Genomic DNA, 24,007 nt, shown 5'->3' on the forward strand with positions numbered 1-24,007 from the left:
ATTCGGGGAAACATACAGTTCTGACTAAAGATAGTCAACGTTACCAACGTTACCAGTGTTGAGCGTGAACTTAATGGTCGAAAAACTTTAACCGGCTTTTCGGTGAGTCAAAAACCACAGACCTATTCCTATTAATTAAGTTGGACAACTATGAGCCGAAAAATTGTCCGACGAGCCCTCGCAGGAGCCCTGTTTTTCGTGCCGCTCATTGCCGGCACCGTCTACGCCACAACACAAAACGTAGACCCCGCGGCCACCTGGTCCGCAGCACAAGAAACCCAACAAGGAGCCCCCGCAGTCCAAGAGGACCCCTCACTCGTCGATATCCGGCGCGCAACCGGCGAAGCAGGCTCCCAAGCCAGCCTCCTGAAAAACGGCACCACCCAGCTTGTCGACGGCACCAAAGCCGCCCAAAACGGCGCAGCCCAACTCGCCGACGGCATGGTCAAACTCCAAGCAGCCACCGGACAAATGGGCAACGGCGCCACCGAAATCGCCAACGGAATCGACCAAGCAGTCGGACAATTCCAAAACGTCGAAGTCATCCGCGGACAACTACTCACCGCCATCAACCTCGCCATGAGCGACCCCAAACTCGCCGACGTCAAACCCGACCTCGAAGACTTCAAACGCCAAGTAGAAACCTTCAAAGTCGACGACAACATCACCAGCCAAATGAACAAGCTTCGCGACGGCTCCCGCGAACTCGCCAACCAACTAGCAGTACCAGGCTACGGCTTCCACGACGGAATCTACTCCGCCACCAAAGGCTCAAAAGACCTCTCAGCAGGACTCAACGACCTCTCCGGCGGCGTAGACCAAGCACTGACCGGTGTCCGCGACCTCGACAACGGCGCCAAAAAAATCGACGCCATGGCCAAAGAAAACCAAACCCGCGTAGGCAACATCCAACGCGCACTCCCCATCACCAAAGCCGGCACCCCCGAAGCACAAGAACAAGGCGTCACCCGCACACTTGCACCACTCTACGCATTCCTAATCGCAGCAGGACTCATGCTCGCAGCCACCGCCTACCTTCGCGACCGCATCTGGGGAACCATCGCCTTTATCACCCTCACACTTCTCGGCGGCGGACTGGTCTACCTACTAGGAACCGAAATCACCGCAGGAGTGGCTGCCGCAGCCGCCGGTGTCAGCGCCCTCGCCGTTGCCGGAGCAGCACTGCTCGGCACCCTTTTGACCAGCATCTTCGGGGAGCGCACCGGCCGTGGCCTCAGCGCCCTTGTGACCATTGCCCAAGTCGCAGTCGTTGGTTTCGTATGGAACTCCGCCGCCAACTCCGCCCTGAGCAGCGCCGCAAAAGCACTGGTCAACTTCATGCCGCTGCACTATCCCACCTTGGCGCTCAGCTCCATCGGTAACGCTGGCGATACCACGACCACAGCACTCGGCGTGGGCGTGACCGCAGCCTGCGCAGTGTGTGCGGCGGCCGGCGTGATGATTCTGCGCAAAAAAGAGGAGCAAACGCTGCCAACGGCGGAGTAACTTTGTAACTTTTCGCGACCTCGAACTCAAGAGTTCGAAAACCCAAGGAAGAGCTGACGTGGGTGAGATCAGCGTCCTTGGGTTTTTGTGTTCGTGGATTCGAGGAGGCGGAGAAGCGAGGGGATGAAAGTCCCCGAGTTCAGTGACTCCCAGTCAAAATGCGCCACCACATAGCCGGCATTTTGAAGCTCACGGTCGCGTTTCCGCTCCTTGAGCACTGCCCTCGGTTCGTCGTCATGGAACTTGATGTCTCCATCGATTTCTACGACAACGCTTCCGACGAGAAAGTCGGCACGACGATTATTGATCTGCACTTGCTGCTCGAATGCAATATTCGCTTCGATGAGCTTCGCTTTTGCCCACGACTCGGCGACACTTTCCGACTTGGAATCAGCCACTTGCAATACCCGACGGAATTTACGCACCCCTGGAATTCGTCCAAACTCTTCCAATTCCTGTTCCAACAAAAACGGCTGAGCATCCTCTTGACGCAAATAGGATTCCACAGCGACAAGCCCCTCTGCGAACGTTCCCCATCGGCAGAGATCTCCAATAGAGCGTTCCATTGTGGTGAAGCGAATCCCCTTATGCTCCGTGATTTTGTTTGACGGGATTCGCGCAGAGCGGTAATGAATCCACCTCTTTGTGTTGCGTGGAGCAGTTTTTGTACCTGGTAGCACCACGACCACTGGTTCTTCATATCCTAGAATTCCTAGTCTCCACAGGCGGACTGCAGACCGGCCGCAAATCACGCCAGTACGTGCTCGCTTGCCGACGGCCAGAATTCGTGCCCAATCGCGAGTCCACGGATTGAGTGCTTCCCATTCTTCCGAATCTGCCCAAAGTTCAGCATGAATATTGAAATGTTTATGTTGTTGATTCGTGATCCATTGTGCGTACTCGGTATGAGACATACGCAGCGTATCAATTACTCGAATTTTGTCCCCCCAGACGTTCATACCTACACGCTAATGGCAGACTAGTGTTTTTGCCACCACAAATTCGTGACCTCGAACTCAAGAGTTCGAAAACCCAAGGCGGGTGTCGACGGGGCGGACTAGCCGTCTTGCGGTTTTTGTGTTCTTGAACTCGAGGAGGCGGTTTGCGGGATACAGAAAGACAAATTAACCGGAGCTCTCAGCTGAGAACACCGGTTAATTTGAGTTGGTCGGGATAACAGGATTTGAACCTGCGACCTCCTCGTCCCGAACGAGGCGCGCTACCAAGCTGCGCCATATCCCGAGGACACTTGGCGTGTCTTTGACCAACTGTAGTCCTTTGGCACAGCAAGTTCAAAAGCCCTAGTGAACAGGGGTTATAGAGTTCTTTCTGTCACACGGATCAGGGTGGCTGATGGCTTGCAGAAAATCCGCACTGGCGCAAACTTGGAGGTTCCCAGCCCATTGGAAACGTGCATCCACATGGAACCAAAACGGTGGAGCCCTTGGACACGCGGGCGGTCGATACCACAGTTGGTCACGAGGGCTCGTGAACCAGGTAGGCAGATTTGGCCGCCGTGGGTGTGCCCAGATAGCGAGAGCATGTATCCGTCTTGCTCAAACTTTTTTAACACGCGTGGTTCAGGGGAGTGGGTGAGCGCGATGCTGAGATCTGCGTCGGGGTTGGGTGCACCGGCGATGTCGTCGTAGTTGTCGAGGTCGTGGTGGGGGTCGTCGACACCCGTGATGGCTAGGCGTAGGAAGTCCACTTTGAATTCGTGGCGCTGTTGGTTAGCGTCGCGCCAGCCGTGTTCGATGAACGCTGCGCGCATGCCTTTCCATGGGAGTTCTACGCGACTGGGGGTGCGTTTTTTACCGAGGAGGTAGACGAATGGGTTGACCATACGGGGTGCAAAGTAGTCGTTGGTGCCAAAGACGAACACTCCTGGCCGCTTGAGCAGTGGTGAGAGTGCTTGCATGACGGCGGGGACGGCTTTGGCGTCGCTAAGGTTGTCGCCGGTGTTGACCACTAGGTCGGGGTTGAGTTTGTCGAGTTGTGCGACCCAGCGTTGCTTGGTTGTTTGGTTGGGCACCATGTGCAGGTCAGAGATGTGCAGGATGCTGAAGTGGGGGTTGCCGCGCAGGATTCCTGGTTCCAAGATGGGCAGGTCGATGGTTTTGAGTTCAAAGTTGGAGCATTCGCGGTAGCCCCACGCAAGCGTTGCTGCTCCGGTGGCGGCGGTAGCTGCGGTGAGTCCTAGCAGTGTTTTTAAAAGTCGCACCCATATCACTCTACCTTCCGAGTAGGCTGGGCAACCATGAGCGAATTGAAAAACAAAATTAGGGCGGATCTGACCACGGCCATGAAGGCTCGTGAGAAGGAGCGCACGGGTACGTTGCGTATGTTGTTGGCTGCGATTCAGACGGAGGAGACGTCTGGTTCTAAGCATGAGCTGACTGATGAGGATGTGCTCAAGGTTATTGCTCGCGAGATTAAGAAGCGTCGTGAGTCTGCGGAGGTGTATGCGGAGGCTGGGCGTTCGGAGTTGGCGGACGCTGAGACGAACGAGGCGAACATTTTGGCTGAGTACCAGCCACAGCAGCTTGACGACGACGAGTTGGCGGCGCTGGTTGCCGAGGCCGTTGCTCAGGTAAAGGCAGAGCTCGGTGAGGATGTTTCCATGAAGCAGATGGGCCAGGTTATGAAGCTGGCCACTGCGCAGGCTGCAGGTCGTGCCGATGGCAAGCGCCTATCCACGGCTGTTCGTGCGGCGCTTGCCTAATCTGCTAGAAACCAGGCAGGAGCTGTTGGAGCTGGTGAGCTAGATCGTCAAGGTCGTTCTGGCTCACCCCGGTTCCTGGGACGACCTCCTCGGTGGGGTTGGGACGTCGAGTTGTTGAGGGGGGCGTGATACGTGGGCGGGTGCCGTCGGAAATGAAAAGTTCGATCGTGCCGCCTGGTTTGAGGGGGACGGGGGCGATCACGTTGACCACGGAGCCTTTGGGGATGCCGTCTCCTGGGGCGGAGGTCATGGTGACTTTATAGCCTTTGGCGCTGAGTTCTTTGCGCACTGATTCGCCCTCGCGGCCGACATAGGAGGTGCCGAAGGATCCCGAGACGCCTCGATTGAACTTGGGGTCGTAGCTTGGCAGGTTTCCGCTGGCAGCGAGGCCGGAGCTTTGTGCTGCGGTGAACCAAGTGCGTGCGGGCTCGTCACCACCGAAGAGGGTGCCCTCGCCGCACTGTACGACAGGGGAGGTGCACAGTGGGGTGACGGTGGTGCCGTCGTTGTAGATGTAGGACGCTGCAGCGAAGTTGGAGTTAAATCCGAGGAAGGCAGCAGAGGAGTGCGATTCGGTGGTGCCGGTTTTCGCTGCTGTTGGGGCGCTAAATCCTAGGGATTTGGCAGCTTGTGCGCCGGTTCCTTTGATGGTGTCTTGGCTTAGCCCTGCGCCGAGTGCTTGGGCGATTTCTGGGTCGATGGCTTGTTCGCAGGCCGGGCGGTCGAGGAATACCTCGTTGCCTTTGGCGTCGGTAACGGTGGTGATGGGGCTTGGTTCGCACCACATGCCGTCGGAGGCGAGAGAGGCTGCAACGTTGGACAGTTCGAGGGGGTTTACGGCGGTGGGGCCGAGGGTGTAAGAGCCGAGGTTGTGCTCTTTGACGTAGTCGGCGATCGAGTTGTCTTCGTTGAAGGTGCCGGGGTTGGCGTAGCTACGTAGTCCGAGTTTGACGGAGGTGTCTACTACGTCTTTAACGCCGACTTTCTCAATCATTTGCACGAATGGTGTGTTCGGGGAGAACGCGAGGGCGTCGCGTAGCGACATTTGTGGTGCGTAGCTGCCGGAGTTTTCTACACAGTAGGTGCCGGCGCCGCAGCCCTCGGCACCGCCGTCGCCCATGCCTTTGGCCTCGTAGCGTGGTGGAACTTGGAGTTGGGTGTCCAGACCGTAGCCCTGCTGGAGGGCGACCGCGGCGGTAAAGATCTTGAACACTGAGCCGGCACCGTTGCCTACCAGGGAGGTGGGTTGCGGAAGGACGGTTTGGCCGGCGTCGAGGTCGAGGCCGTAGTCGCGTGACGACGTCATCGCGAGGATCTTACGACTGTCTTTTCCAGGCTCGACAATGTTCATCACATTGGCAACACCGAAGGTGTGCGAATTGACCTGACCTGCTGCGGCGGCGTGCGCGGCCTGCTGTACGTCGGGGTCCAACGTGGTGTTGATGGTGTAGGACCCTTGGGTGAGCTGGTCGGTGCTTAAGCCTTTTTCGCTGAGGTATTTCAGCACGTAGTCGCAGAAGAATCCGTTGTCGCCAGCGGTGATGCAGCCATTGGGTAGTCCCTGTGGTTGCTCGAGCACGCCGAGGGGTTCAGCTTTGGCCGCTGCCACGTCCTCGGGGGTGGCGTAGCCGTTGGCCGCCATAGTATCGAGCACTACGTTGCGTCGATCCATCACCGCGTCGGGGTTGGTGTAGGGATCCAAGTAGGACGAGGACTGGACAATACCTGCGAACATGGCCGACTGTGCGAGGCTGAGCTCTGGTGCACCTTTGCCAAAGTAGGTGCGGGCTGCGGCCTCGACGCCGAAGGCACCGTTGCCGAGGTGGACGAGGTTGAGGTAGCGGGTGAGGATGTCGTCTTTGCTTAATGTGGAATCGATAGTGCTAGCCATGCGCATTTCGCGCAGCTTGCGGGGAATCGATGTCTCCGTTGCGGCTGCCTGCTCCTCGGGATTGTCGGACTTGACCAAGAGGAGGAAGTTCTTCACGTACTGCTGGTCGATGGTGGAGGCTCCTTGTGCGACACCACCGGCGAAGATATTGGTCACAATGGCGCGGAGGTTGCCCTGAATATCCACACCTTTGTGTTCGTAGAAGCGGCGGTCCTCGATGGAGACGATGGCGTCTTTCATGGACTGCGGGATGGCTTCGGATGGGATTTCGAACCTGCGCTGCTTATACACCCATGCGATGGGGTTGTTGCGGTTGTCCAAAATCGTAGAAACGCCAGGTGCAGAACCATCCGTGAGGTCTTGGAGGTTGGACTGCATTGTGTCGTTTGTACGGTCGACGGCCACGCCAGCAATAGCGGCCACAGGGGTGAGTGCGAGTGCACATACCACGCCGCCGGCGACCGTTGCTAGGACGATATCTTTCAGGGAATTCCACATTGACACTCCCTTACCCTAGCTAAGGACTGCCCGTGGGGGAAGTGGAAAACTCCCCTCAAAGTGTGACTCATTCGACTTAGAAGGTTTACTGTGAATACACTAACAGCTGTAGTTATTGTGCACGTTGTAAGACGATGCAGAAAGCCACGCTGATGTGGCTCTCATTTGGTTCCCGATTAATGTCAGGAGGAGTTCATCATGACAGCTTCGTTGATGAACACAGGCAAGAAAAACCCCTTTCGAGATACTCAGCAGGGGGAGTATGGGAACGGAGATCGAAACGACTGGGTAATGCAAGCAAGCTGTCGCAACGGCGATCCTGATGCCCTCTTTGTGCGTGGTGCGGAGCAGCGTCGTGCAGCAGCAATTTGCCGCCAATGCCCCGTGATGATTCAGTGCCGTGCCGATGCCCTAGATAATAAGGTCGAATTTGGTGTGTGGGGCGGCCTCACCGAACGTCAGCGTCGTGCCATTTTGCGCAAGAATCCTCATGTAGATAGCTGGGAGCAGTTCTTCGCCCAAGGTGGCGAACTTCTCGGTATGTAGGGCGTGTGTGCGCTCACAAGATTTCGGTACAGTGGCATGCATGACTAAATGGGAATACTCGACCGTGCCACTGTTAACGCACGCAACCAAGCAGATTCTGGATACCTGGGGTGAAGACGGCTGGGAGCTCGTCAGCGTTGTACCAGGCCCAAACCCTGAAAACGTTGTCGCCTACATGAAGCGCCCGGTGGAATAACATGGGGGCGTCGATAAGCGAAAAACTCGCAGAACTTAACATCATGCTTCCTTCCGTTGCAGCGCCCGTTGCGGCTTATGTGCCTGCGGTCAAGGTGGGGAACCAAGTATGGACCTCCGGCCAGCTGCCCTTTATTGATGGCCAGCTGCCCGCAACCGGAAAAGTGGGCGCGACCGTTACCGCTGAGCAGGCGGCATCCTATGCGCGCACCGCGGCATTGAACGCGCTGGCTGCTGTTGATGCACTCGTGGGCATTGATAATGTCACGCGCGTTCTCAAAGTCACTGGCTTTGTCGCCTCTGCTACTGATTTTGGCGGCCAGCCAGCAGTCGTGAACGGCGCATCCAACCTCATTGGTGAGATCTTTGGCGAGGCCGGTGCGCATGCTCGTAGCGCGGTCGGCGTTGCGGAGCTGCCACTTGATGCCCCCGTTGAGCTGGAAATTATCGTCGAGGTAGCCAACTAACCTTCGATTTGGTTGGGGTTTCGGTCGTGTGTGCCGGCTGGAGTAGCTATGCTAAAAGCTATGGAGCATCCTGCTTACAGTCAGCTGCGGCCGGTTACCCCGTCCGCAGGAGTTGTCCTTTGCCCAAACCCTGGTTACAGCTCGCTTGAAGGCACCAACTCGTGGGTCGTTCGAGCGGAGGGGGATCGGTACAGTATTGTCATCGATCCTGGTCCTGCTGATGAAGGGCACCTCAATGTCCTTCACGGTAAAGCCGAAATCGTGGGACTTATTCTTTTGACGCACCGTCATCACGACCATGCTGACGGTGCCGAACGCTTCCGACAACTCACGGGAGCTGCTATTCGAGCGCAGCAGGCACCGTATTGCCATGGGGGAGAGGTGCTGCGCGACGGCGAAATCATTGCTATCGACGGGGTAACCCCGCAGCTAGAAGTCGTATTTACCCCAGGGCATACCAGTGACTCGGTGTGTTTCTTCGTGTGGAGTGGGGTTCCACACGAATCTACCCTTGAGGGGATTATTACTGGTGACACCATTGCTGGTCGCCACACCACCATGATCTCTGAGACCGATGGTGACCTCGGCCAGTATTTGAACACGCTGGCCCTGTTGGAAAAACGCGGTAAAGGGATTGCGCTATTGCCTGGACATGGCCCTGATGGTGACGATGTGGCAAGCTTTGCGCACTGGTATATCGAGCGACGTATGCAGCGCCTTGATCAGATCAAGGAAGCGATTGCGCAGCGCGGTGCAGATGTGCCTATCAAAGAGCTTATCGACGCAGTCTATGACGACGTGGACCCCGTTTTGCGCGGTGCCGCTGAGCAGTCCACCCGAGTAGCGCTGCGCTACCTTGCACAACAGCAATAAAATCGCACAACACGAAAGGCAGGGGCAATGCCCCTGCCTTTGTTTTTGCTGTCGTGTGGCTTAGCGAGCGCGCTTTGCTAGGTGCTCGGTATCTACAATCAACACGGACTTGCCTTCAAGGCGAATCCAGTTGCGGTGTGCGAAGGTAGCCAGAGCTTTGTTGACAGTTTCGCGGCTAGCGCCAACCAGCTGGGCGATTTCTTCCTGGGTGAGGTCGTGGTTCACGCGTAGGGCACCGCCTTCTTGGGTGCCAAAGCGGTTAGCCAGCTGCAGAAGAGTTTTAGCTACACGACCAGGAACGTCGGTGAAGATGAGGTCTGCAAGGGAGTTGTTGGTGCGGCGCAGGCGACGCGCCAACACGCGCAGCAGCTGCTCGGAGATCTCTGGGTGCTCGGCGATCCACTGGCGCAGCATCTCAGAGTTCATTGTTGCTGCGTGTACTTCGGTCACACAGACGGCCGAGGAGGTACGTGGGCCTGGGTCGAAGATGGACAGCTCGCCGAACATGTCGGATGGGCCCATCACAGTGAGTAGGTTTTCGCGGCCGTCCATGGAGTGGCGGGCCAGCTTAACTTTGCCGGATGTGATGATGTACAGGCGGTCACCGGGCTCGCCTTCTTCGAAGATCGTTGCACCGCGTGGGAAGCGGACGCTTTCCAGATCTTCGATCAGATTGTTTACGGCAATAGGATCTACGCCTTGAAAAATGCCAGCGCGGGACAGGATGTCCTGTACACCTTCCACGTCAATACTCCTCTGATAAGCCGCCTAGCAGCCTCTCCGGTCTGGTTGCTAACGCGGCGCCTAGTTGAGCCTCAACCTTTGGGTAGAAACGGAGAGATTTGTGGGTTGTGACTCATCCGGTTGTTTCCTAGATCACCATACTATGTGTTGAGTCACTTTTGCACCTCCCAAGTTGAATTATCACACTGGGTGTGAACTGGGGGTAGTGTGGGGGTGAATCAAAAGCCGTGAACTATGCGAAAGTTTGATGTGCATAGTTTTTGCGTGGCTATGGTTACCCCCGAACGTGCCGTTTCTATGATGTGTCCTATATTGCTTTTTTCGCACAATGCGATGGTTAACACATCTACTTCTGGGGAGTCGGCTCCTGTGGCGACATGATCGCCTTTTCCAAACGATCCATCCACAACAAAAAAGCTCCCAACGCAAGCGGGGCCACAATAACGAGCGCAAGAATCATAGGCATAGCCTAGCGCACTACCAACACACGTTAAGGTAGAGGATATGAGTAGACCTGACCTCGCCCAGCAGCCCACCGCACTGGCGGTCAAGCGTCGCGCACGCGCTATCAATCGGGAACTGGCCAAAGCGTATCCCGACGCCCACTGTGAGCTGGACTTTAACAATCCACTCGAACTCACCGTCGCCACGGTGCTCAGCGCCCAATGTACCGACGTACGCGTCAATCAAGTCACCCCAGCACTATTTGCCAAATACCCCACCGCAGAGGCCTACGCGAGCGCCAACGAAGCCGAACTGCAAGAAATGATCCGCCCCACCGGTTTTTATAAAGCAAAGGCCGCACATCTTATCGGCATGGGACAAAAACTGGTCACAGACTTCGGCGGTGAGATCCCACGCGATCTAGAACACCTTGTCAGCCTGCCAGGAGTAGGAAGAAAAACCGCCCATGTAGTGCGCGGTAACGCCTTTGACATCCCAGGGTTGACCGTCGATACGCACTTCGGACGACTCGTGCGACGCCTAGGGCTTACTACCCAGACAAACCCTGTGAAAGTCGAACACGAGATAGCCGATCTGATCGAAAAAAAAGAATGGACCATGTTCTCACATCGGATCATCTTCCACGGACGTCGCGTATGCCATTCCCGCACCGCTGCATGTGGAGCGTGCTTCCTTGCGCCGCGCTGCCCAAGCTACGGGGAAGTAGGACCCACAGATCCACTGCGCGCAGAAACTCTTGTCACCGGAGACAACCGCGAACACCTACTTCAGATGGCAGGTATTGGAAATGCGTAAAACAATCGTGGTGTCTGCCCTCGTCTTCGTCGCAGTCTTTGCCGCCCTCATCAGCATGATCGTGGGAAATAACAACGAACCCATGCCCGATAACCTCCAAGAGGAAACCCAAAACGTAGCATCGCGCCCAGACTGCGAGGTCAGCACTGTTGCTGGCGTACAGCTCGACTGCCTCGGCGGTAAAGCCCATATGCCCGACGGGAATCCAAAAATAACTGTGGTCAATGTGTGGGCATGGTGGTGCGAGCCATGCCGAGCCGAGCTACCCCTTTTTGATACGTTGGCGCAACGTCACCCCGAACTACGCGTGATCGGTGTGCATGCCGACACCAATGCCGCCAACGGCGCCGCACTGCTCAACGACCTCGGCGTTTCTCTGCCCTCGCTGCAAGATAATCACAATGCATTCGCCGGTACCTTAGGGCTCCCCAACGTGGTACCCATCACCGTTATCGTGAACGCGGATGGCAGCAAAGAAGCAGTTGTGCCGCGCGCGTTTAGCACCTATGAAGAACTAGAAACCGCAGTGATGGCCAAGGTGTACAAAGGATGACCGTGGATTTTCCGCAACCAGATGCCCCAGGGCACAACATCGACCTGCGGCCAGAATTCGCCCCGCGGTGGCTCTCACCCCTCGTAAGCGATGTGGCCAACGGCGTTATCTGCGATCGACTACGCCGTGTTCTCGCCCCACCGCAACGCACGGAAACTACCAAACAAGCAGCCGTGCTCATGCTGCTCGCAGGAGATCCCCTCGCACACACCGTGCCTAATGACGCCACCGTGCTTCTCACGCACCGTTCACCAACGATGCGATCGCACTCCGGCCAAATTGCCTTTCCCGGTGGCCGGATGGACCCCACCGACCATAATGTGGTCGATTGCGCACTGCGGGAAGCGTGGGAAGAAACCGGTGTGGACCGCATGAGCGTGACGCCCCTTGTTACCTTTCCCATGCTGCACATCCGTGCTACCGGATACCCCGTGCATCCCGTGCTGGGCTATTGGCACAGGCCGAGTCGCGTTGGGGTGGTAAGCCCCAACGAAGCCGACTCTGTTGCCGCAATCCCCATTGCGGAATTAGCTGATCCCAGCAACCGGCTCACCGTGGAATTTGACCGTTGGTCTGGTCCCGCGTTTCGGATCAACGACTTTATTATTTGGGGTTTTACCGGTGGACTCTTAGATGCAATGCTTTATCAAGCGGGATGGGAACAGCCGTGGGATTCGCACAAGCACTACGATCTATACGACACCCTTGCTCGTTCCCGGAACAACGAGCGTTTGACGTAATGCAGGAAGGCACGACACGACAGTGACACCCGGAATGACAGTCGACGCTGCCATCGTGATCGCGTTAGTGATCGCAATTTTTACCGGCTGGCGGCAAGGCGCAGTATCCTCCGTGCTTTCAACCCTTGGCGTTGTAGCAGGGCTTATCTGTGGCGCAGCAGCAGCTCCCTTTGTGATGGGACTGACCGAGCATGTAGCCCTGCGGTTTTTGCTAGCCCTAGGAACCGTGATTTTGTTGGTTGGCGTGGGCAACCTCGTCGGCGGAATTTTAGGAGCCCAACTTCGGGATCATTTCTTGTGGAAGAAAACCATGTGGATAGATTCCGCGATCGGTTCCGTGTTCCAGGCCCTAGCTACGCTGTTGGTGGCGTGGCTGGTATCAATTCCGCTGGCCACAGGGCTAAGTGGTGGCATATCGCAGGGGATTAAAAACTCTGAGATCTTAGGGTTTGTGGACCACGGTGCACCTTCGCAGTTGTCTGCGCTGCCGTCGAAAATCTCGGCGATGCTCAATGAGAGCGGCCTGCCGCCGCTGGTGTCGCCATTTATGGAAAAGCAGCACTCCAGCCAAGTGGAAGCGCCCGCTATCAAGGTGGCGGACACTGCGCTGGTAGAACGCCTGCGGCCCTCGGTGATCCACGTGCTGGGCGAGTCGGAAGAATGCAGCCGACGCCTGATGGGATCTGGCTTTGTTGTCGACGCCACCCACGTGATAACCAACGCCCACGTGGTAGCTGGAACCGAGCGCGTTAGCCTCGACACCGTGGTGGGCATGGTCGACGCCACCGTGGTTTATTACAACCCACAGCTCGACATCGCTGTACTCGAAGCGGAGGGGCTTAACCTGCCGGCACTACAGTGGGCGCCCGAACCTGCAGAAACTGGTGCAGACGCTATCGTGATGGGCTTCCCAGAATCCGGCCCCTTTGAGGCAGCGCCGGCACGTATCAGCGACCGCATTATCATCGCAGGCCCCGACATCTACGCTAACGGCCGCGTAGAGCGCGAATCCTACACCGCACGTGGAAGTATCCGCCAAGGCAACTCTGGCGGCCCCATGGTGGATGCTGAGGGCAACGTCATCGGTGTGGTTTTCGGCGCCTCCGTTGATGCCACAGATATTGGCTATGCCCTCACCGCCAAAGAAGTGCTCAATATGGTAGGCGATACCAGTGCGCTGCACACCCCCGTGGCCACGCAGCAGTGCGTGGTGAACTAAAGAAGTTTGAGCACCTGGGCAACAAAAGCTGCTGGGTCTTCTAGATGCGGACGCATTCGCGTGCTGGGGATACTGAACGTGTCAAAGTCCCCAGTGCAGCGTGATGCGGCACGTCGGGCGAGGTAGCGGGCGTAGGGGGTGGCGTCGACAAGCACGTGTGTTGGGGCCGTAACATGCTGCGATGCCCACTTCAGCGGCGGCACATTGACCACATAGCGTGAGGTTTTGGCTACCGCGGGGAAAGTGGAGTCAATGGACATGGCGAGGCGACGCAGCGCTAGTGTGTCCGCGAATTTAGGGCTTGCTTGGAAGCTTAACGACGTCCACCGCCGTAGGTCGCGCTCAACCCACATACCCTTCAGACGCCACAGGCGCTTACTGAGGACTCGGGGGAGTCGAAACATTGTGGTCATACTGACCGGATAGGTAAAAAGCCACGGTCTGCCGATGATGGCGCGGCGCATATCAAGGGGGTGAATCGCGCCCACGGTGGTCAACGAGGCGACGTGGCGCGGGTAGTTCGCAGCAAGCAGCCACGCAATCGCGGCACCGGAACCGCAGGCGATCACATGCGCGGACTCGTGGCCCAAAGTACGGATCGAGCCGGCGATGTCGCCGGTTGCGAGGTAGTGATCGTAGCCCGTAGGCGGCTTGTCGGAGAGGCCGTAGCCACGGAAATCAATGGCGGCAACATGAAAACCCGCCGCCGCAAGGGGGGCGAGGCATTCTTTGAAATCGAACCAGCCGCCGAAAGAATCGTGGAGTAGCACTATCAGGGGATTAGTGGGGTTGCCAGCAGTTGCCGCATGCAGGCGTACGCCACGGGTATGGAGCATGATATGGCTAAATGGCCCGTCGAGTTCCACAACGTGTGGCGAGATCGGCACCGGTGGAACCTTAGGGGAGGGGTTGCTGCGCCTAAAAAACGCCGCCATATCGGGGTAGCTCCTTCTAAATAACATAACAACGCCCCGAAAACGGAGGCGTTGTTAGATCAATGAGCGTGGGGCTTTAACTGTGCACTAGCTGTAGAGGCCGCGATTGCTTGCCTCGAGCTTTGCCTGAGCCTTACCTGGGACAAGCTTTTTCAGCTCGTTAACGGAGTTGATCGTCTCCTTTGGCTTGCTGATCTTCTTGACCTTCTTAAAACCAACCAGCGCAAGCACGCCGGCGAGAACCAGCATGAACAGGAACACGATCAAGAAGGCAGCCCAGCGGTCGATCCACAAGTTGAGCAGCTCGGCAAGGAAGAAGAAAAAGAAGAAAGAGCTGTACAAAGCGATGGTGCCGGCAACGCCGAACATGCCGCCGCCAATCACACCTTTTTTAGCTTCAACGGCAAGCTCAGTCTTAGCGAGCTCGACCTCCGCGCGGAACAAGGAGGACATTTGGGCGGTGGCATCGCTCACCAAGGAACCAATGGATCCCTTGTTGGTGGCATCTACATCGGTCAGCGGAATTGCGTTGACCTTCGCCTCGAACGCGTCATTGCCCTCGGTGAAAAAGCCCTTGTCGTTGCTCACGGGTCGGTCCCTCCAGATCATTGATTTAAAACAGTTATCCCCAATGTTGCCACGAATTTGCGCCGAGGGTGAATTTTGTGGGCCAATTGTTGCCGTTTCGTAGTCTTAGCGAGGATCATGGGCAGCTATGAATGGTTTGCTCGACCGAGAAGACATCCGTACCCTGCTCGCCGAAGCCGAGTCGACAATCGCTGCTGTACACCGTCGACCAGTAAGTTTGCGCCGAAGTGACCTCACCAGTGCTGAAGGCGTGTTCAGAGGTGCGCGCAGCAGCGCTCAGTTGACGCCACAGATCAGTGAGCAACACCATATCAGCGCCTACAGCGTGCTGGCCCCCGACCATATTGCGCGCAGCTCCACGACTTTTGTGCGTGCACCCCTCCAACTGCTCGCGCGTATCGACGTCCTCAGCGGTGGCACCGGAAGACCAGAACAGGGAAGTGCTGCATTGCAATCCTTAGCAGGCTTTATTTCAGCACGACCACATTCGGGACTTGGTACAGCCGTGGTTCATGGTGAGATCCTTGCCCGTGCCCCTTTTGGCCCACGCTCTGCGATCGTCGCACGCGTGGCTTCCCGAGTCCTTGCCTACGGTCTGGGTTTTGATCCGCGTGGGCTCTGCGTTCCCGAACCTTACCTACGTAGACACCACGAGGACTATCACAGGTGTGCTGACCACTGGGCTGACAGTGCCGATGCAGCCGCAGACTTTGTCGCTTTACATCTGCGTGCCTGGATCGCGGGTGCAGCTGAGGCGGAGTCTATCGCTGCGGCCGTTTAGAGACTTCCACCACATCACAGAGCCAACCACGGCTGCTACACCAGCTGCTACGCCGGTGGATATTTGGAGATCACGTTTAGTGGGTTTGCTAAAAAGGGCCACCGGATTTTTAAACGTATGGATTTCCCAATCGCGATCAAGAGCGACTTTTTTGAGGGCGCGGTCGGGATTGACGGCTCGCGGGTTGCCCACGGCCTCAAGCATAGGGAGGTCGGTGATGGAATCGGAGTAGGCGAAGCTGCGGTCCAGTTGATAGCCGCGCTTGTCGGTGAGCTCAAGGATGGCTTGTGCTTTAGCTGCACCTTTGCAATAGAACGGAACCTCGCCGGTGAATTTGCCGTCTACAACGGTCAGTTCTGTTGCCACTACTTGGTCGACGCCGAGCTCTGCGGCGATTGCTTCTACGAGGATCCGAGCGGATGCGGAGATGATTACTACGTCGTGGCCGGTTTCTTGATGCATGTGAATGAGGTCGCGAGCTTCGGCATAGATGGCGGGGGCGACAACACTCTGGAGAGTGTCGCTGGCGATCTCACGTACTTGTTCTTCGCTCCAGCCGGTAATGAGATGGGCGAGCTGGTTTTTGGTGTGATCCATTTGTTCGCTGGAGTAGCCAGAAAACATGTAGGTTGCTTTGGCCATGGACATCTGGAGGGCCTCGGCGGGGGTGATGAGCCCCGAGTGCATGAACTCCCGCCCGTAGGCCAACGCGGAGGATGTGGCAATGATGGTTTTATCAAGATCGAAGAAGGCCGCGATGCGGGGCTGGTGGGTATCCAGCTGGGGTGCATTCATAAAGGTCAGGGCCTCCTTGGGGTTGCTGTGTCCAGTGTTTGTGGCCACCAGTGTATGCGCTGTTGTGTCAGGGCGGTAGGTGGGGTTTCGTTGCTTGGCCTAAGAGGCTGTGCGGGGGTGTCTTAGACCCACCCATGAGGAGGTGAAAAATCGCGAATTGCTCATTTTGGTGGTCTATGCCATAATGTGAGTGCAAGGCCCCGATATACAGTGTGGCCTGCCCCGGCCCGCCCCCCTGTGGCCGGGTGGCGGTTCGCGCACACCCCCCCCGAGCGCGAACCGCCCTTAATTGTTTTATGGAGTGTTTTCCCCCAAAGTATCCTGTACTTTCTGGTGGCTTTGGCCGATAGGCGGAAGTTATCCACAGGAACACTCATTTTGTGATCTAACTCACCTTTTGGTGGTGGGTTATCCACAGGCTTTCTGGAGACGTTCTGCGCGCTGGTGTGAGAAACCGGCACACTGCGGAGCATGAACACACCACACCCCAGTGCGCCTGTCCTCGTCGCAGTAGCCAACCTCACCATTCACCCAGAAGCGCTCCACATCGTGGCCGCTACAGGGCGCGAATGTATTGACACCACAGATCCACGCGAGATTAGCCGCCATGCTCACCGCGTCGCAGCGATGCTTGTCGACGCCACCACTGCGCCACATATGGCAAGCCTTCCCCCGAATACGCGGGTCATGTACCTTGAGCCGGAACCTGGCCCTATTGATTATGAAAAGGCCATGAAAAGCGGCGCTGAGCTAGCTGTTATCGTGCCAGCTCAATCCCCAGAACTCTTAAAAGCATTAGGCAGGCGGGATGTTGCGCCGCGTGCCGGGAAATATCCCGTGATCGCCGTGATTGGGGCGGCGGGAGGTGCGGGGACGTCGACACTGTGCGCAGCGCTAGCCGCGGACTACCGCGAGGCCCTGCTGATTGATACCGAGCATTTTTCGGGTGGTATTGATCTGCTGCTGGGTAAAGAAGATGATCTAGGTATTCGTTGGGACGACGTGCCCGATAGCGGCGAGAAAGTACCCGCCTCGGAATTGCTAGCCTCGTTGCCCTGCGTGGAGCCGAATGTACGAATCCTTGCCGCTACGCGCGATAGCGTGACACGCGTAGCGGAGCAGCAGTTGCGCGGTGTTGTGGAAAGCGTGCGCGGAACATGCCCGATCATTATCGACGTGCAGCGCCACCATGTGTTGCTCGAATCGTGTGTCGATCTGGCAGATCTTGTGGTGTTGCTCGTACCGGCTGAAATCCGCTCCGTGGCCGCTGCGGCGCAATTGGTGCCATGGTTGCGACGTCGCAAAGTAGACGTGGTGGGCGTGCTGCGTGAACGGGCGTGGGCGAGCGTGGACCGCGAGGAAGTAGCCCGTGTTACCGGCGCAGACATCGTGGCGACGGTCCCGACCATCAAGGGGTTGCCGCGCGAGGTGGAGCTTGGCGGAATGGCCACAATACCGCGGGCGTTACGACGCCCCCTCGCACAACTGAGGAGTCACATCGATGGGTGACCAGCGGCAACGCATTGCAGAAGAAGTACAACGCTATGTGGCAGAGCATCCCGATGTGGCAGCGGGAACCTCGTTGGCGCAGGTGGTGCGGCGTTATGCCGGTGGTGTGATCGGTGACGTGGAGGTCCTAGAGATCTTGCGTCAAATCCGCCACGACTCTGTCGGCGTTGGCCCGCTGGAACACATACTAGCGATTCCAGGGGTAACCGACATTGTGGTCAACGGGGTTCACGGTGTGTGGTTCGATCGCGGCCGTGGTTTGGAACAAGCGGCACCATGTTTTGATGATGAGGGGGAAGTAATGCGACTGGCGACGCGGCTACTTGTGGCATCTGGGAACCGATTAGATAGCGCACAATGTTATTCCGATGGCCGCATTACACGTGACGACGGCAGCAGTCTTCGCGTCCATGCCGTCCTTTCGCCGCCATCAGAATCGGGGCCACTGATTTCTATTCGCGTGCTACGCCAAGCAGATGTGAGCATGACGGATCTTATAGCGCACAATACTTTTACAGCGAAGGTGGCACAGATTCTAGAAAACCTAGTGCGCGAACGACGCCCGTTGCTGATCGTGGGTGGAACCGGCAGTGGGAAAACCACATTGCTCAGCGCGCTGCTAGCCACCGTGGACCACGACCAGCGCATTATCTGCATCGAAGACACCCCAGAGTTACAGCCGGTGCATCCGCACGTGGTCAAGCTGATCTCAAGGTCGAGCAACACCGAAGGCCGTGGCCACATCACCATGACTGACCTGCTGCGCCAAGCGCTGCGCATGCGTCCAGACCGCATTGTTGTCGGCGAGATTCGCGGCGCAGAAGTTGTAGACCTGCTGGCGGCACTCAACACGGGCCATGATGGTTGTGCGGGCACCTTGCATGCCAACTCCTTGCGGGAAGTTCCCGCGCGTTTGGAAGCCCTTGCCGCCGTGGGTGGATTGGATAGAAACGCACTGCATTCTCAACTTGCCGCGGCACGTCCCGTGGTGATCGTCATGCGGTCGACACCGCAGGGGCGACGGTTGCATCAAATCGGTGAACTAAGCGGTACCCCAATAACGCCACATGTGATCTGGGAGGAAGCATGAGCATGTCTTTCTTCTTATGCGCGTTGGCCTGCGTTGTTCCTAGCGTGCGCTGGAAACCCATTGTGTGCAATAAAATAGTGAGCCTTGCGGCTCTCGTGTTACTGCCCATCATGCTGGTGATCTGGGAGCCGGTTATGATCGCAGCAGTTCTTATCACTGCAACGGTGATACGCACCGTAATGGGAATTCGACGCAACCGGGCAGCTCGTACCACCCAAGAAGCACTGAGCAGCGCACTTGGCATCATCGCCGGTGATCTGCGCTGCGGGCTCGGCACCTGGGATGCGCTAGCGCGGGTAGCCCAAGAACCCACAACGCATGCACCTCTTGCAACCGCGTGCGCTGCCGCTGCTCGACGTGCACGCGCTGGCGGATCAGCCGCTGACGTTCTAGCCGACTATTCTCACAGCATTGCAGGCCTCCAGCGGGTTGCTAGGGTATGGAAGCTATCAGAAACCCACGGTATTAGCGTGGTGCCTCTCGTAGAACAGCTCCACAATGAAATTGATGACCGCCTGCGGCACCGAGATCGCACCAAAGCCGCACTTCAAGGAGCACAAGCAACCGCAATTGTGCTGAGTCTCCTGCCGCTTTTTGGGCTAGGAATGGGCATCGGCCTAGGCGCACCTGTCCTAGCATTCTTGCTTAACAACGCCATAGGCCAAACCCTGCTCATCCTAGGAACAGCACTGCAATGTGCGGGACTGCTCTGGTCGCAAGCCTTAATCAAGGCGGTGGGATAATGCTATCGCTTAGCGCATTCATCCTCGCAGCAGCAATTTTCCTCACCAACCCACCACCGCGAATGAGTACCGGCACCAAGCTGGCACTGCCATCGTGGCTATCGGCACTTATGGCCTACAACCAGCGACTACGCACCCGTTGTGACTATCACGCTGCTGCAGAACAACTCGATATCTTCGTTGCCACATCGCGAGCAGGATTATCCCTTGCCCAAGCATGCGCAGCAGTGGCAGCAACCACAAGCTCTGCGGTAGACGCAGAACCATGGCGACAGGTAGCAGCCATGGCCTCCTTAGGAGTGCCCATGTCGCGGGCATGTACACCATTAGCAAACACCGAGGGGCTCGTAGCAGTCGTCGCGGTCATGCGAGCAGCAGATGCGTCGGGAGCATCGATCGCTGCCGGCTGCGATCGAATTGCTCGGTCCCTGCGCGACCATGCAGTCGACACCTACACCGCCCAAGCAGAACGCACCGGAGTGCTCATCGCTCTACCACTCACGCTGTGCTTTCTGCCCGCATTCTTCCTTCTAGGGCTTGCCCCAGTAACGATCAGCCTAGGCATGGACATCCTCTAAAAAACACCGAAAGGAACCCCATCATGTTGACCACCATTGTGACCCGTTTTCGCCTTCTCGCCAGTGACGATAGCGGCATGACTACCATCGAATATGCATTAGGGGCAGTGGCGGCTACCGCCCTTGCCGGCGCACTATACCTCGTCGCTTCCAGCGGGGCAGTTGCCGATGCACTAGAAGGCATTATTACCAACGCACTCAACAACGCGCCGGGTAAATGACCACCCTAGAAGCCGCCATCGCAGGGGCTAGCGTTATTGTTCTCACCGCCCTCATGGGTGCAGGCATCGTCACAATAGCAGCCCAGATCTCTGTTATCGACCAAGCAAACGCCGCTGCCCGCGCCCATGCCATCGGGGTAGCGTACACACCCTCGCGAGGCCACATAGACATCGACGCCACCGGCGACATAGTCACCGTGCACGCCCATGTGGGCTCCCCGCTGGGAATACGTAGCGCCGAGGCGAGTTTCCCCAAAGAGATGATGCCATGAACCTGCTCGACAACGACCATGGCAACGCAACCGTCGTGGGAGCGGGCGCAGCACTGTTTCTGAGCGCAATATTCTTTGCAATCGTTGCGCTTGCAACCCGTACAGTAGACACGCACCAAGCCCAGCTGGCAGCAGACATGACAGCCGTGGCCGCAGCATGGTCGCATGCCCAAGGCCACGACGCATGTGCGCAAGCGCGAGTCGTAGCTACAGCTCATCACGCAGAACTAGCCGAGTGCACAATCGATGGCGAGGATGTGGAACTCACCACGTCCGTGCGAGAGCAGCGCGCAACTGCACGTGCTGGGCCCCTCAGGGAGTAACACCCAACATTGTGCACATAGCCCCCAGTAACGCAATGGTACCCTCCTTGCTCAACGGATCATTGCCATTGCCACACTTAGGTGATTGCACACACGACGGGCACCCCGACTCGCACTGGCAGGAACGGATAGCCTCAAACGTGGTGGCAATCCACTCAGGGAAGCGCTCGTAACCGCAGTCGGCAAACCCTGCACCCCCTGGGTGGCCGTCGTAGACGAACACTGTGGGCAGGCCAGTATCGGGATGCTCCGCGGTTGAAACCCCGCCAATATCCCATCGGTCACACGTGGCAATAAGCGGCAACAAACCGATCGCCGCATGTTCAGCGGCATGCAGCGCGCCGGGAACGTCGGTAATGCCCAACGAGTCCAACACGAGAGGATCAACGGTGTATGCCACCGCACGAGTAACCAATGTCTGCGGTGGCATCTGCAGCGGCACCATTGCCAGCACGGACCCATCGGATGCCTTCATGGTGTAACCCACCACGCGGTCGGTAACCTCCACCACCAAGTTGGATACCCACAGGCCAGGGGCTGGATTACACACCTTATCCACCTCACCCACGATGCGAATATCAGTGGTGGAACGCGCAAACGTCTGATAATCCGGCTGATCTGGAACCGCCAACGCCACCTGGTCATCAAGCTCTTCGATAACAAAAGTCTCGCCTTGATGCAGATATACCGCGCCGGGATGGACTTGGGAGGCCGCACGTGCACTGTCAATGGTGCCCAGGAGGCGGCCATCGCTACGATCCACGATGGCAACATGGTGGCCGCTGCCGCGCAGGCTAACCAAGGAATGTGCAGGGGGCTGGCCTGGTTGTTCTACCGCAAACCATCCGGTGGGGCGGTGGCGCAGATAGCCGTCGTTGGCTAACTGCTGGGCTACCTCACGGGCGTTTAATGCGTCGATCTCGGCTTCTGTGAGCGGGGATTCTGCCGCAGCGCAATACAGATGACCACTTAAAATATGCGGATTGTGGGGGTCGAACACGATCTTTTCCATCGGTCGACCCAACAAAGCCTCGGGGTGGTGAACAAGATAAGTGTCCATGGGGTCATCGCGGGCAACCAAGGTGACCAGCGAGCCTTGGCCACGTCTGCCGGCGCGACCTGCCTGCTGCCAAAAACTAGCCACAGTGCCTGGGTAGCCGGCGGTCACCACGGCGTCGAGGCCACCAATGTCAATGCCAAGCTCCAGAGCATTAGTACTGGCCACGCCCAGCAGGGTGCCGTCGTCAAGCTTGCGTTCAAGAGCCCTACGATCCTCGGCGAGGTAGCCTGCGCGATACGCTGCGACTCGCGAAGCAAAGTCGTGGCGGCCATGATAGGCAAGCTCTTCGGCGCAGCGCAGTGCCACCACCTCAGCCTGCCTGCGCGAGCGCACGAAGGTCAACGTGCGCGCACCTGCAGCGATGAGCGTGGCCATGATGCCCGCCGACTCCGTGGACGCGGCACGACGAATCGGAGCGCCGTTTTCTCCCTCTGCACCATCGACAAACCCCGGCTCCCACAGCATGACAGTGCGCGCCCCCGTGGGGGCACCGTCCTCGGTGACGGCAACGACGGGTTGACCAATGAGCGTGCTGGCATGGGCCGCGGGATCGTTGCTGGTCGCTGATGCCAGCATGACTGTGGGAGTACTGCCGTAGCGCGCGGCGAGGCGCAGAAGTCGGCGGATGACCAGAGCTACACCAGCGCCGAAAACGCCACGGTAAGAGTGACACTCATCGATCACGATGAAGCGAAGGTGTCGGAAGAATCTGGCCCATCGCTGATGATTCGGCAAAATGCCAGCGTGCAACATGTCGGGGTTGGAAAATACGAAACGGGATTGTTCGCGGATGCCGGCGCGGGCATCGGCGGGAGTGTCGCCGTCGTAAGGCGCGGGGTGAACCCCTGCGAGGGTATCCGTGCTTCCCACAAGCGACATCACGTGGGCAAGCTGGTCAGAACCTAACGCTTTGGTGGGGGTGAGATACAGCGCGCAGGCCTGCGGATCTTGGCTCATGGCCGAGAGGATCGGCAGCAGGTAGCTCAATGATTTTCCCGACGATGTACCAGTGGCAACGACAACATTGGTGCCAGTCCACGCTAGATCGGCTGCTTGGGCTTGGTGGGAGTACAGCTGCGCGATGCCGCGACGTTCCAACTCCTGTTGTAGCTCAGGTGCTGTCCATGCAGGCCATGGCAGGTAGCGGGCGCTACGCGGCGGGATGTTTTCGATGTGCGTGCACGTGGAATTGGGGTAACGCTGTGCCACGGATTCGGCGAGTTCTTCGCCCAATTGATACCCCATAAAGGGGCTACTACTGCTCATGTGTGACCTTTGCCTCGTCCATGCTGACCTGCAACAATCTACCAGTTGAGAAAAATCCCTGTTTTTGTTTGGGAAAACGTGACACACTTGGGTCTGGTCGCCGATCTTGGCAACGGGGCGAACCCCAGCGCTAAGAGGCATTTTTACGAAGGTGATCTGCGGGTCTTTTTGCTATTAAGAAGCCTCGTCGTGTTTCCGAAGTGTGAGGATGAACGGCTCCCACTGCAATTCGGTATTCACCGATAGTTCTAGAAGTTAGGTTTTTGTTATGGCACAGGGAACTGTGAAGTGGTTCAACGCTGAAAAAGGTTTCGGCTTCATCGCTCCGGAGGACGGCTCCGCTGACGTCTTCGTCCACTACTCCGAGATCCAGGGCAACGGCTTCCGTACCCTCGAAGAGAACCAGAAGGTTGAGTTCGAGGTCGGCGAGGGTGCCAAGGGTCCTCAGGCACAGCAGGTTCGCGCTATCTAATTAGCTCGTTCCCGCTAGCTACAAGAGGTCTTAACGTCCAACATTGATTGGAGGTTAAGACCTTTTTGTCATATCTAGGGGAAAGAACATAGTGTGCGCTAAGCTTATCCTTCACTGCCTGTTGAAAAACGAATCATATTCAATAGAAAAGAGCGCCCCC

Annotated in this window: 27 protein-coding genes and 1 tRNA gene; 19 read left to right on the plus strand and 9 right to left on the minus strand. The window is 57.5% G+C overall.

All coding sequences use genetic code 11. The features are described from left to right. Positions 1–150 precede the first annotated feature (150 nt). A complete protein-coding gene (locus tag AT687_RS01065) occupies positions 151–1,506 on the plus strand; it encodes a membrane protein (protein WP_014318557.1) in 1,356 nt (451 codons plus the stop codon). Positions 1,507–1,574: 68 nt separating this feature from the next. Here AT687_RS01065 and AT687_RS01070 read toward each other — a convergent pair whose 3' ends face one another. The 3 genes from AT687_RS01070 to AT687_RS01080 form a co-directional block, all read right to left on the minus strand. Then, positions 1,575–2,465, minus strand: a complete 891-nt coding sequence (locus AT687_RS01070; RefSeq protein ID WP_014307870.1) for a PDDEXK family nuclease — start codon at positions 2,463–2,465, stop codon at positions 1,575–1,577. Positions 2,466–2,671: 206 nt separating this feature from the next. Then, positions 2,672–2,748, minus strand: a tRNA-Pro gene (locus tag AT687_RS01075). Between the two features lie 73 nt (positions 2,749–2,821). Continuing rightward, the gene (locus AT687_RS01080) at positions 2,822–3,727 is read right to left on the minus strand and encodes a metallophosphoesterase (protein ID WP_014318558.1); all 906 of its coding nucleotides are present in this window, start codon (positions 3,725–3,727) and stop codon (positions 2,822–2,824) included. Between the two features lie 36 nt (positions 3,728–3,763). Between AT687_RS01080 and AT687_RS01085 the strand changes: the two genes are divergently transcribed. Then, positions 3,764–4,228, plus strand: a complete 465-nt coding sequence (locus AT687_RS01085) for a GatB/YqeY domain-containing protein (protein WP_003850409.1) — start codon at positions 3,764–3,766, stop codon at positions 4,226–4,228. A 4-nt stretch (positions 4,229–4,232) separates the two neighbouring features. Here the strand turns inward: AT687_RS01085 and AT687_RS01090 are convergent, their stop codons facing one another. After that, positions 4,233–6,617 carry a transglycosylase domain-containing protein gene (locus AT687_RS01090; RefSeq protein WP_014318559.1) on the minus strand — a complete coding sequence of 795 codons (2,385 nt, stop codon included), beginning with the start codon at positions 6,615–6,617 and terminating at the stop codon, positions 4,233–4,235. Between the two features lie 198 nt (positions 6,618–6,815). On the opposite strand from AT687_RS01090, the gene AT687_RS01095 reads away from it, so the two are divergent. From AT687_RS01095 to AT687_RS01110, 4 genes are read left to right on the plus strand one after another with little or no spacing between them, the layout of a single operon-like run. Further along, complete coding sequence (locus AT687_RS01095; protein WP_010934190.1) at positions 6,816–7,163, plus strand: WhiB family transcriptional regulator; 348 nt, start codon at positions 6,816–6,818, stop codon at positions 7,161–7,163. A 40-nt stretch (positions 7,164–7,203) separates the two neighbouring features. Further along, positions 7,204–7,359, plus strand: a complete 156-nt coding sequence (locus AT687_RS01100; RefSeq protein ID WP_003850415.1) for a Sp36 family protein — start codon at positions 7,204–7,206, stop codon at positions 7,357–7,359. A 1-nt stretch (position 7,360) separates the two neighbouring features. Beyond that, a complete protein-coding gene (locus AT687_RS01105) occupies positions 7,361–7,825 on the plus strand; it encodes a RidA family protein (protein ID WP_014318560.1) in 465 nt (154 codons plus the stop codon). A 48-nt stretch (positions 7,826–7,873) separates the two neighbouring features. Next, complete coding sequence (locus AT687_RS01110; protein ID WP_014302814.1) at positions 7,874–8,698, plus strand: MBL fold metallo-hydrolase; 825 nt, start codon at positions 7,874–7,876, stop codon at positions 8,696–8,698. Positions 8,699–8,758: 60 nt separating this feature from the next. On the opposite strand, the gene glxR is transcribed toward AT687_RS01110, so the two are convergent. Further along, positions 8,759–9,442 (minus strand): CRP-like cAMP-activated global transcriptional regulator GlxR, encoded by a 684-nt coding sequence (gene glxR, locus AT687_RS01115; protein ID WP_010934193.1) that lies wholly within the window; start codon positions 9,440–9,442, stop codon positions 8,759–8,761. 504 nt (positions 9,443–9,946) lie between these two features. On the opposite strand from glxR, the gene nth reads away from it, so the two are divergent. Genes nth through AT687_RS01135 form a run of 4 tightly spaced genes read left to right on the plus strand, consistent with a single transcriptional unit; the run spans position 9,947 to position 13,214 of the window. Continuing rightward, entirely contained in the window at positions 9,947–10,702 is a 756-nt protein-coding gene (gene nth / locus AT687_RS01120) for an endonuclease III (RefSeq protein ID WP_014318561.1), read from the plus strand. Next, complete coding sequence (locus tag AT687_RS01125) at positions 10,695–11,255, plus strand: TlpA family protein disulfide reductase (protein ID WP_014318562.1); 561 nt, start codon at positions 10,695–10,697, stop codon at positions 11,253–11,255. Before nth ends, AT687_RS01125 begins: the two co-directional genes overlap by 8 nt. Further along, complete coding sequence (locus AT687_RS01130; protein ID WP_014318563.1) at positions 11,252–11,995, plus strand: NUDIX hydrolase; 744 nt, start codon at positions 11,252–11,254, stop codon at positions 11,993–11,995. Before AT687_RS01125 ends, AT687_RS01130 begins: the two co-directional genes overlap by 4 nt. 34 nt (positions 11,996–12,029) lie before the next feature. Continuing rightward, complete coding sequence (locus tag AT687_RS01135) at positions 12,030–13,214, plus strand: MarP family serine protease (RefSeq protein ID WP_014318564.1); 1,185 nt, start codon at positions 12,030–12,032, stop codon at positions 13,212–13,214. On the opposite strand, the gene AT687_RS01140 is transcribed toward AT687_RS01135, so the two are convergent. Together AT687_RS01140 and AT687_RS01145 are read right to left on the minus strand one after the other, a co-directional pair. Further along, entirely contained in the window at positions 13,211–14,149 is a 939-nt protein-coding gene (locus AT687_RS01140; RefSeq protein ID WP_014318565.1) for an alpha/beta fold hydrolase, read from the minus strand. The two genes, AT687_RS01135 and AT687_RS01140, sit on opposite strands and share 4 nt — an antisense overlap. 87 nt (positions 14,150–14,236) lie before the next feature. After that, a complete protein-coding gene (locus tag AT687_RS01145) occupies positions 14,237–14,737 on the minus strand; it encodes a phage holin family protein (RefSeq protein WP_003850430.1) in 501 nt (166 codons plus the stop codon). A 127-nt stretch (positions 14,738–14,864) separates the two neighbouring features. Between AT687_RS01145 and AT687_RS01150 the strand changes: the two genes are divergently transcribed. After that, the gene (locus AT687_RS01150; protein ID WP_014318566.1) at positions 14,865–15,518 is read left to right on the plus strand and encodes a hypothetical protein; all 654 of its coding nucleotides are present in this window, start codon (positions 14,865–14,867) and stop codon (positions 15,516–15,518) included. Here AT687_RS01150 and AT687_RS01155 read toward each other — a convergent pair. Beyond that, positions 15,456–16,313, minus strand: a complete 858-nt coding sequence (locus tag AT687_RS01155) for an HAD family hydrolase (protein ID WP_014318567.1) — start codon at positions 16,311–16,313, stop codon at positions 15,456–15,458. The two genes, AT687_RS01150 and AT687_RS01155, sit on opposite strands and share 63 nt — an antisense overlap. Positions 16,314–16,784: 471 nt before the next feature. Here AT687_RS01155 and ssd point away from each other — a divergent pair, with 471 nt between their 5' ends. From ssd to AT687_RS01190, 7 genes are read left to right on the plus strand one after another with little or no spacing between them, the layout of a single operon-like run. Further along, positions 16,785–17,822, plus strand: a complete 1,038-nt coding sequence (ssd, locus tag AT687_RS01160; protein WP_014318568.1) for a septum site-determining protein Ssd — start codon at positions 16,785–16,787, stop codon at positions 17,820–17,822. Continuing rightward, the gene (locus AT687_RS01165; RefSeq protein ID WP_014318569.1) at positions 17,815–18,912 is read left to right on the plus strand and encodes a TadA family conjugal transfer-associated ATPase; all 1,098 of its coding nucleotides are present in this window, start codon (positions 17,815–17,817) and stop codon (positions 18,910–18,912) included. Before ssd ends, AT687_RS01165 begins: the two co-directional genes overlap by 8 nt. Further along, positions 18,909–19,655, plus strand: a complete 747-nt coding sequence (locus AT687_RS01170) for a type II secretion system F family protein (protein WP_014318570.1) — start codon at positions 18,909–18,911, stop codon at positions 19,653–19,655. The genes AT687_RS01165 and AT687_RS01170 overlap by 4 nt, the downstream gene beginning before the upstream one ends. Further along, positions 19,655–20,233, plus strand: coding sequence for a type II secretion system F family protein (locus AT687_RS01175; RefSeq protein WP_021334807.1), 579 nt, complete (start codon positions 19,655–19,657; stop codon positions 20,231–20,233). Before AT687_RS01170 ends, AT687_RS01175 begins: the two co-directional genes overlap by 1 nt. A gap of 23 nt (positions 20,234–20,256) precedes the next feature. Continuing rightward, on the plus strand, positions 20,257–20,454 hold the full coding sequence (locus AT687_RS01180) for a DUF4244 domain-containing protein (protein WP_016830094.1): 198 nt from the start codon (positions 20,257–20,259) through the stop codon (positions 20,452–20,454). Then, positions 20,451–20,726 (plus strand): hypothetical protein, encoded by a 276-nt coding sequence (locus AT687_RS01185; RefSeq protein WP_014318572.1) that lies wholly within the window; start codon positions 20,451–20,453, stop codon positions 20,724–20,726. Before AT687_RS01180 ends, AT687_RS01185 begins: the two co-directional genes overlap by 4 nt. Further along, positions 20,723–21,049: an Rv3654c family TadE-like protein gene (locus AT687_RS01190; RefSeq protein WP_014309917.1), complete on the plus strand. Its 327-nt coding sequence runs from the start codon at positions 20,723–20,725 to the stop codon at positions 21,047–21,049. Before AT687_RS01185 ends, AT687_RS01190 begins: the two co-directional genes overlap by 4 nt. On the opposite strand, the gene AT687_RS01195 is transcribed toward AT687_RS01190, so the two are convergent. Then, on the minus strand, positions 21,039–23,375 hold the full coding sequence (locus tag AT687_RS01195) for a DEAD/DEAH box helicase (RefSeq protein WP_014318573.1): 2,337 nt from the start codon (positions 23,373–23,375) through the stop codon (positions 21,039–21,041). The genes AT687_RS01190 and AT687_RS01195 overlap by 11 nt on opposite strands. A gap of 268 nt (positions 23,376–23,643) precedes the next feature. On the opposite strand from AT687_RS01195, the gene cspE reads away from it, so the two are divergent. Then, positions 23,644–23,847: a transcription antiterminator/RNA stability regulator CspE gene (cspE, locus tag AT687_RS01200; RefSeq protein WP_003850453.1), complete on the plus strand. Its 204-nt coding sequence runs from the start codon at positions 23,644–23,646 to the stop codon at positions 23,845–23,847. Positions 23,848–24,007 lie beyond the last annotated feature (160 nt).

This window comes from Corynebacterium diphtheriae (assembly GCF_001457455.1).
Lineage (GTDB): Bacteria > Actinomycetota > Actinomycetes > Mycobacteriales > Mycobacteriaceae > Corynebacterium > Corynebacterium diphtheriae.